15 protein-coding genes are annotated in these 14,249 nt (G+C 66.3%); 10 read left to right on the forward strand and 5 right to left on the reverse strand.

The window, feature by feature from the left end; all coding sequences use genetic code 11:
- Positions 1-28: 28 nt before the first annotated feature.
- The 3 genes from ACFC2Y_RS09070 to ACFC2Y_RS09080 are packed head-to-tail and all read right to left on the reverse strand — an operon-like array spanning position 29 to position 3,572.
- Entirely contained in the window at positions 29-1,429 is a 1,401-nt protein-coding gene (locus tag ACFC2Y_RS09070) for a sensor histidine kinase (protein WP_375174810.1), read from the reverse strand.
- 20 nt (positions 1,430-1,449) lie between these two features.
- Entirely contained in the window at positions 1,450-2,859 is a 1,410-nt protein-coding gene (locus tag ACFC2Y_RS09075; protein WP_375174809.1) for a dihydrolipoyl dehydrogenase family protein, read from the reverse strand.
- The gene (locus ACFC2Y_RS09080) at positions 2,856-3,572 is read right to left on the reverse strand and encodes a TVP38/TMEM64 family protein (protein ID WP_375174808.1); all 717 of its coding nucleotides are present in this window, start codon (positions 3,570-3,572) and stop codon (positions 2,856-2,858) included. The genes ACFC2Y_RS09075 and ACFC2Y_RS09080 overlap by 4 nt, the downstream gene beginning before the upstream one ends.
- 269 nt (positions 3,573-3,841) lie before the next feature.
- On the opposite strand from ACFC2Y_RS09080, the gene rpmH reads away from it, so the two are divergent.
- The 5 genes from rpmH (at position 3,842) to ACFC2Y_RS09105 (ending at position 6,349) form a co-directional block, all read left to right on the forward strand.
- Entirely contained in the window at positions 3,842-3,976 is a 135-nt protein-coding gene (gene rpmH / locus ACFC2Y_RS09085) for a 50S ribosomal protein L34 (RefSeq protein ID WP_136636952.1), read from the forward strand.
- Between the two features lie 96 nt (positions 3,977-4,072).
- The gene (rnpA, locus tag ACFC2Y_RS09090) at positions 4,073-4,411 is read left to right on the forward strand and encodes a ribonuclease P protein component (protein ID WP_375174807.1); all 339 of its coding nucleotides are present in this window, start codon (positions 4,073-4,075) and stop codon (positions 4,409-4,411) included.
- Positions 4,408-4,629: a membrane protein insertion efficiency factor YidD gene (gene yidD, locus ACFC2Y_RS09095; protein ID WP_375174806.1), complete on the forward strand. Its 222-nt coding sequence runs from the start codon at positions 4,408-4,410 to the stop codon at positions 4,627-4,629. Before rnpA ends, yidD begins: the two co-directional genes overlap by 4 nt.
- Positions 4,630-5,000: 371 nt before the next feature.
- Entirely contained in the window at positions 5,001-6,146 is a 1,146-nt protein-coding gene (locus ACFC2Y_RS09100; RefSeq protein ID WP_375174805.1) for an aromatic ring-hydroxylating dioxygenase subunit alpha, read from the forward strand.
- Positions 6,143-6,349 (forward strand): hypothetical protein, encoded by a 207-nt coding sequence (locus ACFC2Y_RS09105; protein ID WP_375174804.1) that lies wholly within the window; start codon positions 6,143-6,145, stop codon positions 6,347-6,349. The genes ACFC2Y_RS09100 and ACFC2Y_RS09105 overlap by 4 nt, the downstream gene beginning before the upstream one ends.
- Before the next feature lie 3 nt (positions 6,350-6,352).
- Here ACFC2Y_RS09105 and ACFC2Y_RS09110 read toward each other — a convergent pair whose 3' ends face one another.
- Positions 6,353-7,588, reverse strand: coding sequence for an NAD(P)/FAD-dependent oxidoreductase (locus ACFC2Y_RS09110; protein ID WP_375174803.1), 1,236 nt, complete (start codon positions 7,586-7,588; stop codon positions 6,353-6,355).
- A 91-nt stretch (positions 7,589-7,679) separates the two neighbouring features.
- Here ACFC2Y_RS09110 and ttcA point away from each other — a divergent pair, with 91 nt between their 5' ends.
- The 5 genes from ttcA to yihA all read left to right on the forward strand — a co-directional run bounded on the left by ttcA (position 7,680) and on the right by yihA (position 13,565).
- Complete coding sequence (ttcA, locus tag ACFC2Y_RS09115; RefSeq protein ID WP_375174802.1) at positions 7,680-8,549, forward strand: tRNA 2-thiocytidine(32) synthetase TtcA; 870 nt, start codon at positions 7,680-7,682, stop codon at positions 8,547-8,549.
- Between the two features lie 56 nt (positions 8,550-8,605).
- Positions 8,606-10,150, forward strand: coding sequence for a putative bifunctional diguanylate cyclase/phosphodiesterase (locus ACFC2Y_RS09120; protein ID WP_375174801.1), 1,545 nt, complete (start codon positions 8,606-8,608; stop codon positions 10,148-10,150).
- A gap of 192 nt (positions 10,151-10,342) precedes the next feature.
- Complete coding sequence (gene yidC, locus ACFC2Y_RS09125; protein WP_375174800.1) at positions 10,343-12,175, forward strand: membrane protein insertase YidC; 1,833 nt, start codon at positions 10,343-10,345, stop codon at positions 12,173-12,175.
- The gene (locus ACFC2Y_RS09130; RefSeq protein WP_375174799.1) at positions 12,175-12,912 is read left to right on the forward strand and encodes an MOSC domain-containing protein; all 738 of its coding nucleotides are present in this window, start codon (positions 12,175-12,177) and stop codon (positions 12,910-12,912) included. Before yidC ends, ACFC2Y_RS09130 begins: the two co-directional genes overlap by 1 nt.
- Positions 12,909-13,565 carry a ribosome biogenesis GTP-binding protein YihA/YsxC gene (gene yihA / locus ACFC2Y_RS09135; protein ID WP_375174798.1) on the forward strand — a complete coding sequence of 219 codons (657 nt, stop codon included), beginning with the start codon at positions 12,909-12,911 and terminating at the stop codon, positions 13,563-13,565. The genes ACFC2Y_RS09130 and yihA overlap by 4 nt, the downstream gene beginning before the upstream one ends.
- On the opposite strand, the gene ACFC2Y_RS09140 is transcribed toward yihA, so the two are convergent.
- Positions 13,566-14,141 (reverse strand): outer membrane protein, encoded by a 576-nt coding sequence (locus tag ACFC2Y_RS09140; protein WP_375174797.1) that lies wholly within the window; start codon positions 14,139-14,141, stop codon positions 13,566-13,568. It abuts the gene before it with no gap.
- Positions 14,142-14,249 lie beyond the last annotated feature (108 nt).

Consider the following 14,249-nt stretch of genomic DNA (forward strand, 5'->3'; position numbering starts at 1 on the left):
TTCAAGCGGAAATTTTGCGAAATCGGACCTATTCGGCCGCGGCCTCCAGCGGGACAAGCGTCTTGGGCAGGTCGATCCGGAACCGCGTCCCCTCCGCCCCGGTCCAGTCCAGCGACAAGAGCCCGCCATGGCCGCGGATCAGCTCGGCCGAGATCGCCAGGCCCAGCCCCGATCCCCCGCGCGAGGCGCCGCCCTGGAACGGGGTAAAGAGGTTTTGCTGCGCCTTGGGCGGCAGTCCGGGCCCGGTGTCCGTCACCACGATCCACCAGCTGTCGTCATCCTCCTGCGCGGCGACCGATATCTCGCCGGGCTTGCCGGTCGCGACAATCGCCTGCCGCGCGTTGCGCACGAGGTTCAGCACCACGCGGTGCAGCTGCTCCGCATCCGCGCGCAGGGTCAGCGTCGCGGGGATGTCTTCGGAGAAACTGACATCCGCCTCCCCGACCGCCAGGCGTTCGCCGTCGATCACATCGCCGACCAGTTCGGCCAGCGTCACCTTGGTCAGACGCGGCGCGGGTTCCTCGGCGCGCCCGAAGGCCAGCGTGTTCTCGCAGAGGTTCACGGCCCGGGTGATCGAATTCACCAGCTTGGGCGCCAGCCGCCGCACGGTCGGGTCCTCCGACTGTTCGATCCGGTCGGTGAAGAGCTGCGCCGAGGTCAGGATATTGCGCAGGTCATGGCTGATCTTGGCCACCGCCCCACCCAGTTGCGCCAGCCGTTCCTTCTGCTTCAGCGAAGCGGTGATTTCCGTTTCCAGCGATTTCAGCGCCTGCTCCGCCTCACGCAGCTCGGTGATATCGGCGGAGGGCTGAATGATCCGACGGGCATCTTCGGGGGCGGCGGCATAGCTCTGCATCTGGCCGATCACATGTTTGATCGGACGCACCAGCAATAGCCGCACCGCCAGAAACAGGAAGACCGAGGTGATGACCGAGATCGCCAGCGACAGCCAAAGCACCCGCCAGCCGTAGGCGAACATCGCCCCGCGCAGGTCATCCGTGGGCATTGTCACCTCGATCAGCAGCCCCGCCTCGCGCACCGGATTGCCAAAGACCCGGATGATCCGCGGCTCCGGATCTGCCAGCCGGGCCAGGGCATCGCGCATCAGCACCCAGGGACTGGGCGCGCGCAAGTCATAGGTGGCATAGACCTCGCCCGGCACGGGGGAGTTCAGGACGAGCTGCCGGGCCTCGTCCCGCCGGAGCACGACGTTGAAGACCTCGGCGTTGCTCAGCAGCTCTTCTTCCAGATCGGCGTCGATGTCATCGTCCGCCAGCTTGGCGAGTGACGCGATCTGCGCCCGCTCCAGCCGGGACAGCAGGTAATCCTCGCGGAATCGCGCAATGGACGGCACAAAGATCATCACCTCGGCGATCATCACGAAGAGCACCGTCAGGATGAGGAAGCGGCCGGAAAGCGATCGTAACATATGCGGTCCGTTGCGGGTTCTCAGGGAACGACACGCTGGATAAGGCGGACCACCCGTTCAACCCATGGATTACCAAACAGTTTCATAGAGAAATAGGCCCCTGCGGCCCGTTTGCCTAGGTCCGACAGTGTCGGATAGGGGATAACGAGGCCGGAAAGCGTGGAAAGACGGGTGCCCGCGGCCATCGCCTGAACCCATGGGGCGATCAGCTCTCCGGCCTGGGCGCCGACGATTGTGACGCCTACTGGCCGCCCCCGGTGCAGCACCAGCTTGATCCAGCCCTCCGTCGTCCGTTCGGCCCGTGCGCGGTCGATGCCGGACATGTCTTCCCGGATCACCTGCACGGCGCCATGCGCCTCGCGCGCCTCCGCTTCGGTCAGGCCGATATGGGCCAGTTCGGGCGCCGCGTAGGTGACGCGGGGGATGCGGCTGTGATCGGCCTTGGCCGGCAGGCCCAGCATGGCCTGTCGGATAACGATCCCTGCATGATAGCCCGCGACATGGGTGAACCGCGGCGCCTCCGCGACGATATCCCCGATGGCGAAGACATGGCGGTTCGCCGTCCTGAGCCGCCGGTCCACCGCGATCCCCTTGCCATCTCCGGTGATCCCTGCAGCCTCCAGCCCAAGCCCGGCAACCGCCGCCTCGCGCCCCGTCGCCACCAGCAGATGAGAGCCCGCGATCCGCTCCTCCCCGATCCGCAGCCAGGTGCGACCGTCATCCTCCCCTGCCGCCTTCACCTCTGCCCCTTCGCGCAGGGTCACGCCCTCTCGGGTCAGCGCCTCCCGCACCACCTCGACCGCCTCCGGGTCTTCGCGCGTCAGGATCGTTCCGCGTTGCACCAGTGTTACCTGCGATCCCAACCGGCAAAAGGCCTGAGCCAGTTCCACCCCGATCGGCCCGCCGCCGAGGATCAGCAGATGCGCGGGCCTCTCGCGCAACGCGAAAACTGTCTCGTTCGTCAGATACTCGACCCCGTCCAGCCCCGGCACCGGCGGCACGAAGGGGCGCGATCCCGCCGCCACGACGATCCGCCGCGCCGTCAGCCTCTCGCCATTGACCTCCACCGCATCGCGCCCGACAAACCGCGCATGGCCCCGGATCACACGGACGCCCAGCCCCTCGAACCTCTCTTGGCTGTCATGCGGCGCGATCCCGGCGATCACGTCGGCCACGTGATCCATCACTGCCGCGAAATCCACCTCCGGCTCCACCGTCCTGACCCCGAAGCGCCCCGCATCGCGCATCCCCTGCGCCGCAGCTGCCGCCGCGATCAGCGCCTTGGAGGGCACGCAGCCGTGGTTCAGGCAATCGCCCCCCATCTCGCCCCCTTCGATCAGCACCGCTCGCGCGCCCATCTGCGCCGCACCAGAGGCCACCGAAAGCCCCGCCGCCCCCGCTCCGATCACGATGATGTCGGCATCCTTCATACCGGCGCCCTCCCCTTCAGCAGCACCGGCAGCAGCGACAGGCCCGCCAGGCCGAGCAGCGGCAGCAGGATATGCGGCTCGAAGATCACGCCGAGGTCCGGCTCTCCCCCCTCGCGCAGGACCTGGCCCAATCCGGCCCCGACGGAGGTATAGACCACCGCCCCCGGTGCGATGCCCAGAAACGTCGACACCACGAACCGTCGCACCGGCACATTCAGCAGACCCGGCAACAGATTGGCCGCAAAGAACGGGATCACAGGCACCAGCCGGATGAAGAAGAGCATCGACCACTGGTTCCGGTCCAGCCCCTGTTTGATCCGCGCCACCCGTCCTTCCGACGCGTCGATGCGCACCGCCAGCGACCGGCCAAAGCCGTAGCGGATGGCCAGAAACAACAGTGTCGCCCCCAGGGTCGCGCCCAGAATGTTGAACAGGGTCCCCGGCCAAATACCGAAGAGGAACCCGCCGGTCAGCGTCGTCACCGTTGCGCCGGGCAACGACAGGGCCACGACAGCGGTGTAGATCGCGATGAACGCCAGCACGGTCGCAAGGTAATTGTCGTCCCGCGCCGCCTCCATCGCCGCGTGACTGCTGCGCAACGTGTCGAAGGTCAGCCTGTCGTGGAAGGCCCACCAGGCCCCTGCAGCCAGGACGATCAGCAGGGCAATCGGCCAAAGGCGGGCCAGGATCGGGCGGGGGGCGGTCGGGGTCATGCGGTCTCCGTCACGGGGTCGCGACAGGATGCGGCCTGCGGCGCGCCGAGGGAACCCACATCACGTGCGATTGATCCGCTGAAACGCCGCCCGGCCTCCGCCACAGAAAATCCCCGCCGAACGCCTTTGCGCGTTTGACAAGCCCCCGCCCCCCGCCTATAGACCGGGCTTCTAACAACAGCGGGCCCTGGGGCGATTCCCGCATCGTCCTTCTGGTGCCTGCACCGACCGAACCCGCCACACCGGCGCAAGCAGACGGAGATGGAGCGATGAAACGCACCTACCAACCCTCGAACCTCGTGCGCAAGAAGCGTCACGGTTTCCGCGCCCGCATGGCCACCAAGGCCGGCCGGAAGATCCTGAACGCACGTCGCGCCCGCGGCCGCAAGTCTCTCTCCGCATAAGCCGGACCCGCGCGCCATCCGCGCGGTTGAGGTCAGACGCTTGAACAACCGCCGGGGCACCCGCCCGGGCGGTTTTCGCTTGTCCGGGGACATGTCATGACGACCGAGGTTGAAACACTGCGCCGACGCGCCGATTTCCTCGCCTGCGCGCGGGGCAAGCGGCAGGGGACCAAGGGTATGATGGTCCAGGGTCTTGATCGCGGCGATGACGGCCCGGTGCGCGTCGGCTTCACCTGTTCCAAGAAGGTCGGAAACGCCGTCGCCCGCAACCGCGCCAAGCGGCGCCTACGGGAGGTCGCGCGCCTCCTCCTGCCCCTCCACGGCCGCCCGGGATGGGATTACGTGCTCATCGGCAGCCGCGACCGCACCGCCGACCGGCCGTTTGACGAGTTGCAGGCCGATCTCCTCCACGCCCTGCGAAAGCTGCACGGATGACCCCGCTGGCGCATCTTCTTGCCCTGCCCGTCCGGGTCTATCGCAAGGTGTTTTCGCCCTGGGTCGGCCACAACTGCCGCTATGACCCGACCTGTTCGGCCTATGCTCTGGAGGCGCTGGAAAAACACGGCGGCCTCAAGGGTGGCTGGCTGGCCGCCCGGCGCATCGCCCGCTGCCATCCCTGGGGCGGCATGGGCGTGGATGACGTGCCGGACTGAGGCTTGATCCCAGGAAGTTTCGTGTTTGAGCAATCCTATAGGCCAAGTGCTGAGGGCTGCGCCGACCCGCGGGGTGGCGCAAATGCGCCGCCCGTCACGCCAAAGGCGTGCCAGTCTATTATGGCGCACCTCCGGTGCGACGAGGGCGGGTCGGCGCAGCCCGGCGTGCCGCCGGGCGGGACCTATAATGAATGGAGAGACAGTCGAAGCCCGATCCGGAAGAATGAGCATAAGGTATCTGCCTTCTGACACCGATGCACAGGCCCACAGGGAGGCCCCACAGCGACACCCGATGTCGCATTCGAATAAGCGCGCCCACCCCACCCTTCCTACCATCGCAGACCTCAGCCCAGTCAGCCCGAGGTGCGCCCATGTCCGACGATCTCTCCGCCGTGACCCGCCCGATTTCGCAGGCCAATGGCCTGCCCAACGCGCATTACACCGATCCCGCCGTCTATGCCGAAGAACGCGAAGCGCTGCTCTTTTCGCAATGGGCGGGCCTCGCCACGGCCTCCGACGTGCCTGCGCCGGGCGACGCGAAACCGATGGACTTCCTCGGCACCCCGCTCCTGCTGCTGCGCGACCGCGACGGGCAGGTGCGCGTCTTTTACAACATCTGCCGCCATCGCGGGATGATCCTCGTCTCCGAACCCCGCCGGATCGAGGGCGCGATCCGTTGCCCCTACCATTCCTGGTGCTATTCCACGCAGGGCAAACTCGTCGCCACCCCCCATGTCGGCGGCCCCGGCATGAACACCCATGAAGGGATCGACCGCACCACCCTCGGATTGATCGAGGTGCCCAGCCATATCTGGCGCGATGTCGTCTTTATCAACATGGACGGCACCGCCGCCCCGTTCGCGGAGGTCCACGCCGATCTCATCGCCCGCTGGTCCGATTTCGACACGCCCCTGCACCACGGCGGCCCCGACAGCACCTTCACCCTGAACGTGAAGACCAACTGGAAGCTCGCCGTCGAGAACTACTGCGAAAGCTACCACCTGCCCTGGGTCCACCCCGGCCTGAACTCCTATTCCCGGCTGGAGGATCACTACAATATCGAGGCGCCCGGCCACTATTCCGGCCAGGGCTCCACCCTCTACCGCCAGATCAGGGGTGAGGACGGCACGACCTTCCCTGACTTCCCCGGCCTGCCCGCGAAATGGGAGACGGCGGCGGAATATGTGGCGGTCTACCCGAACGTCCTGCTCGGCGTGCAGCGCGACCATGCCTTTGCCATCATCCTGGAACCGCAGGGGATCGAGGAGACTGCGGAACACATCCACCTCTACTACGCGACCCCGCAGGTGGACGAGGCCCTGCGCGCCGCCAATGCCGTGCTCTGGAAGCAGGTCTTCGAGGAGGACATCTTTGTCGTCGAGGGCATGCAGAAGGGCCGTCATGCCCCCGGCTTCGACGGCGGCCGCTTTTCTCCGGCGATGGACGGGCCGACCCATTGCTTCCACGCCTGGGCGGCCGACCGCCTGCGCGCCCGTCGACCGCTGGCGGCGGAATGAGCGACCTCAACCACCGCCTCCTCGCGGCCCATGCCACGGGCAACCCCGCCGCGCTCGCCCGCCTCTACCGCGAGGCCGGGGAGGCCACGCAGGATACGGCCCGCGCCTTCTATCTCACCCATGCCTTCGTCTTCGCGCTGGAGGCTGGGCTGCCCGACGCGACCGAGATCGAGGCCGACCTGCAATCCATGGGCCGTGTCTGAACCTCAACTGAACCGCCGCCCCGGCGCATAGGCCGCGATATCCGCATTCGGCGCGCGCCCCTCGGCCAGATCGGCCACGATCCGCCCGGTGATCCCGCCCAGGGTCAGCCCCAGGTGCTGATGCCCGAAAGCATGGATCACGCGCTCCTTCCCCGGCGCCAGACCAATCACAGGCAGCGAATCCGGCATCGTCGGGCGATACCCCAGCCATTCCGATGCAGGCTCCGGCAGATCGCCCAGCATCTCCCGCCCCCGCCGTGCGATGTAGGCCAGCCTCCCCCGGTTCGCAGATTTGTCGAGCGCAGCAATCTCCACCGTCCCCGCCAGCCGCAATCCCGCCGCCATGGGCGTGGCGTAGAACCCGCCCTCGACCCAGCCGACGGGCCGGGTGACGCGCCCGGCCTCCCCCTCGAACATCAGGTGATACCCCCGCTCTGTCCCGAGCGGCAGCCGCTCCGCCCCGCTACCCGCAATCCGGCGCGAAAAGGCACCGGAGGCGATGACGGCCCGCTCCGCCCGGATCTCCCCGTCGGCAAAGACCGTCACGCCGCCGTCCCGTTCCTCGACCCGCTCCGCCCGCGCCCGGACGCTCACGCCCCCAAGGTCGACGAACCGGTCAAACATCCGCAGCACCAGCGCCTGCGGGTCCAGCACATGCCGCGCCCCCGGAAAATGCACCGCCCGTTCGATCGGCAGAACCAGCCCCGGCTCCATCTCCCGCGCCTCTGCGGGCGAGACCTCCCTGACCTCGACCCCAAGCGCCCGCCGCCGGTTCAACGACAGATCGGCCGCCGCCGCCTCGGCCCGAGTCGACCAGACCGTCAGTTGACCGCGCGACACCAGCAGATCCTCCGCCCCGGCCTCTGCCACCAGCGGGTTCAGCCCGGCATCCGCCTGCGTCAGCAGCATCGCCAGATGCCCCGCGATCTCATCCGACCGCCCGGTCCGGCAATTCGCCAGAAACCGCAGCATCCACAGCGGGTTGCGAAGGGCATGCCCCCAGTCCAGCGCCAGCGGGCTGTCGCCGCCAAAGACCAGCCCCGGAAGCCCCCGCAACACCGACGGATCATTCACCGGCAGGCAGGCATAGACGGCAATCGTCCCCGCGTTGCCGTAGGACGTCCCCGCCCCCGGCGCCTGCGGATCGATCAGCACGACCGACAGCCCCCGCATCCGCGCCCAGAGCGCGCAGCTCACCCCGACGACGCCCGCGCCGATCACCGCCAGATCATGATCCATTCCCGGTCCCCTTTTGCCGCCACTCTGCCCACAGGCGCCGCCAAGTACCAGAGCCCCTTCCCCCAAACCGCGCGACATGCGATAGGACCGCATGCTCGACGATCTCGACGATATCCACCCGCTCTTCCACGGTGCCCCCAAAAGCACCGAGTTCAAGAAGCTGCGCAAACGCATCGTGCAGAACGTGCGCGAGGCGGTGGATCAGTATGGGATGATCGAACCGGGCGCGCGGTGGTTGGTCTGCCTGTCGGGCGGCAAGGACAGCTATACCCTGCTGGCCATCCTCTATGAGTTGAAGTGGCGCGGTCTGCTACCCGTCGACCTTCTGGCCTGCAACCTCGATCAGGGGCAGCCGGGCTTTCCCGCGACGGTCCTGCCCGAGTTCCTGACGAAGATGGGCGTGGAACACCGCATCGAATACCAGGACACCTATTCCATCGTGGTCGACAAGGTGCCCGCGGGGCGGACCTACTGCGCCCTCTGTTCCCGCCTGCGGCGCGGCAACCTCTACCGCATCGCCCGCGAAGAGGGCTGTTCCGCCGTGGTTCTGGGCCATCACCGCGATGACATTCTTGAGACCTTTTTCATGAACCTCTTCCACGGCTCGCGCCTCGCCACGATGCCGCCGAAACTGGTGAACGAGGAAGGCGACCTCTTTGTCTACCGCCCCCTCGCCCATGTGGCCGAAGCGGATTGCGAGAAATTCGCCCGCGCGATGCAATATCCGATCATCCCCTGCGATCTCTGCGGCTCGCAGGACGGGCTGCAGCGCCAGCAGGTCAAGGCGATCCTGGATGGCTGGGAAAAGAACGCCCCGGGGCGGCGGCAAAAGATGTTCCGCGCCCTGATGAACATCCGCCCCTCGCACATGCTGGACCCGAAACTCTTTGATTTCGCGGGGCTGATGCGCGCGGCAGAGGCGGAGGAGACCGACGCCTCCGACATTCCGACCCTTCGTTAAGCCGCTGTTGATGAACCGGCGCTAGGGTGCCCCGAGTTGCCATTCGGGGACGCATGATGCACCGCCAGCTAAGCTACCGGATTCAGAACCTGCGCTATCAACTGCGGCGAATTCTGATCGGCCCGCAAAGCCTGGCCTTCCTGCCCGCCCTGGCCCTGGCGGCCTTCTGGCTGGGGGGCGAAGCCTGGCTGCTCGGCGTGGCGCTCGCCCTGCCGGTTCTGATCGGCACCCTGGGGGGGTTCACCGCCCCGCATCAGCCTGTCCGCCCCGTCGACGGGGTCACCGGGCTGCCCGCTCGCGACAGTCTCGAGGCCGCGCTGGATGCGGCTGTCTCGTCTTCCGATGCCGCGCGCCGGGCGTCCGGATGCTTCATGCTGGCCATTGATGATTTCGACGTCATCACCGACAGATACGGACAAAGCGCGGCGGACCACATCCTGAACCGCACCGCCGCACGCCTGCGCGCCTCATTGCGCGATGCGGACATCGCCTGCCGCATCGGCAGCGCCTCCTTCGGGGTCAGCCTCTCGCCCATCACCCATCTCGACATCGAAACCGCCATCCAGATGGCCAGCCGCATCCAGGCCGCGGTGGAGGAACCGATCATCCTCGACAATACCGTGATCTATGTCTCGGCCTCCATCGGGTTTTGCCTTGGCAGCCGCGCCCCCGACCCCTCGGGCGAAGCGCTGATGCAGGCGACCGCAACCGCCCTGGGCGAAGCCGTGCGCAACGCCCCCTCCGCCATCCGCAGCTATTCCGACGAAATGCGCCGGACCGAACGATCGCGCCACATCTTCGCGGATGAGGCCGCAGCTGCCCTGGAAAACGGCCAGATCCGCCCGCATTTTCAGCCCCAGGTCTCCACTGACACCGGCCGCGTGACGGGGTTCGAGGCGCTCGCCCGCTGGACCCATCCCGAACGCGGCGCCATCGCCCCGGCGGATTTCCTGCCAATCCTCGAAAATGCGGGCAAACTGGCCCGTCTGGGCGAGATCATGCTGACCCGCTCCCTCGGCGCCCTGCGGGCCTGGGACGACGCCGGGCTGGATATCCCCTGCGTCGCGGTCAACTTCGCCTCGGACGAGCTGCGCAATCCCAAACTGATCGACAAGGTGAAGTGGGAGCTGGACCGCTATGAGCTGGCCCCCGAACGCCTGGTGATCGAGGTGCTGGAAACCGTGGTCGCCGCCTCGCCGGAGGATGTCGTGACGCGTAACGTCAACGGGCTGGCCCAGCTTGGATGCCAGATCGATCTGGATGATTTCGGCACCGGGCATGCCTCCATCTCCTCCATTCGCCGCTTCGCCGTCCAGCGGATCAAGATCGACCGCAGCTTCGTCATGAAGGTGGACCGCGATCCGGAGCAGCAGCGCATGGTCGCCGCGATCCTGACCATGGCCGAACGACTCGGCCTCGAAACTCTGGCCGAAGGGGTGGAGACACCGGGCGAACACGAAATGTTGTCGCAACTCGGGTGCGATCACGTACAGGGATTCGGCATCGGCCACCCGATGCCCTTCGATGCCACCGAAACCTGGGTTCGCGACCACATGACAACCATGCCCGACCTGCCGAATATCTCCCGCGGAAGCGGCTGAACGCCCCAACGGCGCGCCCGTCGGGATCGCTCCCCGCAGGGCGAAGCCGCCTGTGCGAGGCGCCAGCGCCGACCGCGCGCCTGCCTCCTTCGCCGCTCTGCGTCGCCGCGTTTTCCCGATTCCTCCTTGACCTTTGACGCTGTCCTCTGTTGAACCCCCCTACTCTTCTTTTTCGGACGGAAACGGCGCGCGATGGACGACCAGAACAGAAACCTCATCCTGGCAACGGTGCTCAGCTTCATCGTGATCGTGGTCTGGTTCCTCCTTTTCCCGCCGCCCGAGCAGGATCAGCTCTCCGATCCCAATGCCCAGGCCGCCTCTGAAAGCAGCGAAACCAGCGCCGCCCCCATGGCCCCCACGGCCGAACCCGCGGCAAACAGCGGCAGCGCAACCGCGCCCTCCGCCACCGCCGCGGCGAGCGAACCCCGGGAGGCGCCCCGCCTGGAGATCGAAACCCCCCGCCTGTCCGGGTCGATCAACCTGCGCGGCGGCCGGATCGACGACCTGAAGCTCAAGGACTACCTGACCAGCCTGAACGCAGACGCCACGCGGGTGACCGTGCTGCGTCCCGAAGGCGCGCGGGATCCGTTCTACGCTCTTTACGGCTGGGTCCCCGTCTCGGGCGTCGACGCGGGCGCCGTGCCGACCGACGAAACGGAATGGACCGCCGCCGACAATGCGACCCTGACCGCCGACAGCCCCGTGACCCTGACCTGGGACAACGGCGCGGGCCTGATCTTCACCCGCATTATTTCGGTCGACGAAGACTACATGTTCACCGTTGAACAGGCGGTCCAGAACACCACGGACAGCGCGATTGCCATGCGCCCCTACGCCCTGCTGCGGCGCCACGGCGTGCCTTCGGACCTGAAGAAATTCTTCGTCCTGCACGAAGGCCTAGTCCGCCTCTCCGACGGCGAGTTGGAAGAAGCCAAATACAACAAGATGGAAGACTTCGACCGCGACGACCGCGAAGGCGCCCCCGCCGAGCGGATCGAGGTCGAGCAGAACGGATGGATCGGCTTTACCGACCACTACTGGATGGCCACCACCATCCCCGATGGCAGCTTCCGCTCCACCGCGAAATATTTCCCCTCCGCCAACATCTTCCAGACCGACGCCGTTCTGCCGACCATAGAGGTTGCCGCCGGGGCCACGGCCGGCACGCAAAGCCGCCTCTTCGCCGGGGCCAAGGAATGGGAAACCATCAAGAATTACCAGAACGACGAGGGCGTGACCCGTTTCCTCGACGCCATCGACTGGGGCTGGTTCTTCTTCCTGACCAAGCCGATCTTCGCCGTGCTGCACTGGCTGAATGTGCATATCAACAACATGGGCTGGTCGATCATCGCCCTGACCGTGCTGCTCAAGGCCGTGCTTTTCCCGCTCGCTTACAAATCCTACGCCTCCATGGCCAAGATGCGCGAGCTGCAGCCGGAGATGGAGAAGCTGAAGGAAGCGGCCGGCGACGACCGACAGAAGATGCAGAAAGGCATGATGGAGCTCTACAAGAAGGAAAAGGTGAACCCGGCCTCTGGCTGTCTGCCGATCCTTCTGCAGATCCCGATTTTCTTCAGCCTCTACAAGGTGATCTTCGTCACGCTCGAACTGCGCCACGCCCCCTGGGTCGGCTGGATCCGTGACCTGTCCGCGCCCGATCCCTCGTCGATCCTGAACCTCTTCGGCCTGCTGCCCTATGCCCCGCCCGATCCGGAAAGCCTGGTCGCGATCATCAGCCTCGGCGTGCTGCCGATCCTTCTCGGCGTCTCGATGTGGCTGCAGCAGAAGCTGAACCCGGCCCCCACGGACCCGACGCAGCAGATGATCTTTGCCTGGATGCCCTGGGTCTTCATGTTCATGCTGGGGAACTTCGCCTCCGGCCTGGTCCTCTACTGGATCACCAACAACACCATCACCTTCATCCAGCAGTATGCGATCATGCGCAGCCACGGGTTCAAACCGGATGTCTTCGGGAATATCCGCAGCAGCCTCAGTCGCAAGAAAGCCACTGAAGGGAAAAAGTGATGGCCACCGTTGCCGCCATCTATCGCCACCCGATCAAGGCCATTGGCCGCGAAGAGGTGGACGAGGTCGATCTGATCGCCGGGCAGACTCTGCCCGGCGACCGTCTTTGGGCCGTTGCGCATGAGGCGGCCAAGCTGACCGATGGCGAATGGAATCGCTGCATGAATTTCATCCGCGGCGCTTCATCGCCCAAGCTCATGGCGGTGACGGTTCAAAGCCGGGGGGAGCGTCTGCTGCTCAGCCACCCCGACCGGCCGGATATCGAGATCAACCCGGCGACGGATGGCCCTGCCCTGATCTCCTGGGTCCGCCCTCTGGTTGAGGAAGGCCGCGCCGCGCCCGACCGCCTGGTGCCCTCCCCTGCGGACCGCGGGTTGACCGATACCCCCATCCCCTCGATCTCGCTGGCCAGCATGGCCAGTCACGAGGCCGTCGCCGCCCGCGCGGATCGGCCCTTTGCCGTGCATCGCTGGCGCTGCAACATCTTCCTCGACGGGCTGCGCGCCTGGGAGGAGTTCGACTGGGTCGGTCGCACCCTGCGCCTGGGAGAGGCGGAGGCCCGCGTGGAGGCCCGGCTCGATCGCTGCATGGCCACCACCGTCGACACCGACACCGGCGAACGCAACGTACCCACGCTGGAGATCCTGAAGGACTTCGGCCATCAGGATTTCGCCGTTGCGCTGGTGATCACCAAGGGCGGCCGACTGCGCACCGGCGATATGGTGGAGGTCCTATGACCGCCCCCCTGCCCTTTCCCATCGCGGAGGAGCCGGACCACGAGGCGTCCGAAAAGGGCCGCATCCTCTTTGCCGGATCGACCCAGTTCGTCAAAGGCGTCGTCGCCATGAACGGCCTGCCCCCCGCCGACCGGATGGAAGTCTGTTTCGCGGGCCGCTCAAACGTAGGGAAATCCAGCCTGATCAATGCCCTCACCGGGCAAAACGGCCTGGCCCGCGCCTCAAACACCCCCGGGCGCACGCAGGAAATCAACTATTTCACCCTGGGCGAGAAAGGCTACCTCGTCGACCTGCCCGGCTATGGTTATGCCAATGCGCCGCTGCCGGTGGTCGAGAAATGGCAAAGGCTGCTGAAGCAGTACCTCAGCGGCCGTCAGACCCTGCGCCGTGCCTTTGTCCTGATCGACGCGCGCCACGGGGCCAAGAAGGTGGACGAGGAGATCATGACCCTCCTCGACAAGAGCGCGGTGACCTTTCAGGCCGTGCTGACCAAAGCCGACAAGGTCCGCAAATCCGACCTCGACAAGAGCCTCGACATCACTCGCAAGGTCCTGTCGAAACATCCCGCCGCCTTTCCCGAACTGGTTCTCACCTCGTCCGAAAAGGGCGACGGGATCGCGGCGTTGCGCAGCATCATCGCGGCGATCGACTGATCAGAAGCGCCAGCTTGCGCGTGCTTCGATCGTATTCCCGCTGAGGTCGCTGCCCCCGACGGTGCCGAAATCATTGTAGAGGTACTCGGCACCCAGGGTCACACCGTTGTTCAGCTGATAGTCCATGCCGATACCGGCCACGTAGCCATCTGTATCGCCTGCCCCGGTCTGCGCATGTCCATAACCGCCCACACCGTAGAGCAGCACCGGCCCGGCGTCGTACCCGGCGCGTGCCTTCACACGGGTCACACCGTCCAGAGACGTGCCCCCGATCGTGACGTCATTGCCCAGGTACTGAACCTCGCCACCCAGCACATAGGACCCGAAATCGTAGTCATACCCGGCAAAGGCCCCGAGGTTCGCACCATCGCCGGTCGCGGCACCAAGATCCCAGTTCCCGTAGCCGAGGCTGCCGCCGACATAGCCGCCGGTCCAGTCGCCGGTTGTCATCACAGGTGTGGCAGGTGGTGTGATGACGGGTTCCGCGGGCGCGGCCGTCGGGTTGCCTGCGAGGGCGGCGCTGCTGCCTGCAACGATCAGCGCGGTGCCGAAGAGGGCGGATTTCATGACAGTCATGAGGATTTCTCCTTTGGTCTTCTTGGTTTCGCTGGCGCCGTTCCGACGCTCATCCGCTCAACGCAGGTGACCCGCGACCGGGTTCCTCAATCGTCTGGTTGCTGTTGA

The sequence above is a fragment of the Pseudooceanicola sp. genome (assembly GCF_041987405.1).
Taxonomy (GTDB): domain Bacteria; phylum Pseudomonadota; class Alphaproteobacteria; order Rhodobacterales; family Rhodobacteraceae; genus Pseudooceanicola.

Excerpts from the sequence above, each read along its gene's own strand:
- ACFC2Y_RS09070 (WP_375174810.1), bottom strand. The coding sequence starts at position 1,429 with ATGTTACGATCGCTTTCCGGCCGCTTCCTCATCCTGACGGTGCTCTTC.
- ACFC2Y_RS09075 (WP_375174809.1), bottom strand. The coding sequence starts at position 2,859 with ATGAAGGATGCCGACATCATCGTGATCGGAGCGGGGGCGGCGGGGCTT.
- ACFC2Y_RS09080 (WP_375174808.1), bottom strand. The coding sequence starts at position 3,572 with ATGACCCCGACCGCCCCCCGCCCGATCCTGGCCCGCCTTTGGCCGATT.
- rpmH (WP_136636952.1), top strand. The coding sequence starts at position 3,842 with ATGAAACGCACCTACCAACCCTCGAACCTCGTGCGCAAGAAGCGTCAC.
- rnpA (WP_375174807.1), top strand. The coding sequence starts at position 4,073 with ATGACGACCGAGGTTGAAACACTGCGCCGACGCGCCGATTTCCTCGCC.
- yidD (WP_375174806.1), top strand. The coding sequence starts at position 4,408 with ATGACCCCGCTGGCGCATCTTCTTGCCCTGCCCGTCCGGGTCTATCGC.
- ACFC2Y_RS09100 (WP_375174805.1), top strand. The coding sequence starts at position 5,001 with ATGTCCGACGATCTCTCCGCCGTGACCCGCCCGATTTCGCAGGCCAAT.
- ACFC2Y_RS09105 (WP_375174804.1), top strand. The coding sequence starts at position 6,143 with ATGAGCGACCTCAACCACCGCCTCCTCGCGGCCCATGCCACGGGCAAC.
- ACFC2Y_RS09110 (WP_375174803.1), bottom strand. The coding sequence starts at position 7,588 with ATGGATCATGATCTGGCGGTGATCGGCGCGGGCGTCGTCGGGGTGAGC.
- ttcA (WP_375174802.1), top strand. The coding sequence starts at position 7,680 with ATGCTCGACGATCTCGACGATATCCACCCGCTCTTCCACGGTGCCCCC.
- ACFC2Y_RS09120 (WP_375174801.1), top strand. The coding sequence starts at position 8,606 with ATGCACCGCCAGCTAAGCTACCGGATTCAGAACCTGCGCTATCAACTG.
- yidC (WP_375174800.1), top strand. The coding sequence starts at position 10,343 with ATGGACGACCAGAACAGAAACCTCATCCTGGCAACGGTGCTCAGCTTC.
- ACFC2Y_RS09130 (WP_375174799.1), top strand. The coding sequence starts at position 12,175 with ATGGCCACCGTTGCCGCCATCTATCGCCACCCGATCAAGGCCATTGGC.
- yihA (WP_375174798.1), top strand. The coding sequence starts at position 12,909 with ATGACCGCCCCCCTGCCCTTTCCCATCGCGGAGGAGCCGGACCACGAG.
- ACFC2Y_RS09140 (WP_375174797.1), bottom strand. The coding sequence starts at position 14,141 with ATGACTGTCATGAAATCCGCCCTCTTCGGCACCGCGCTGATCGTTGCA.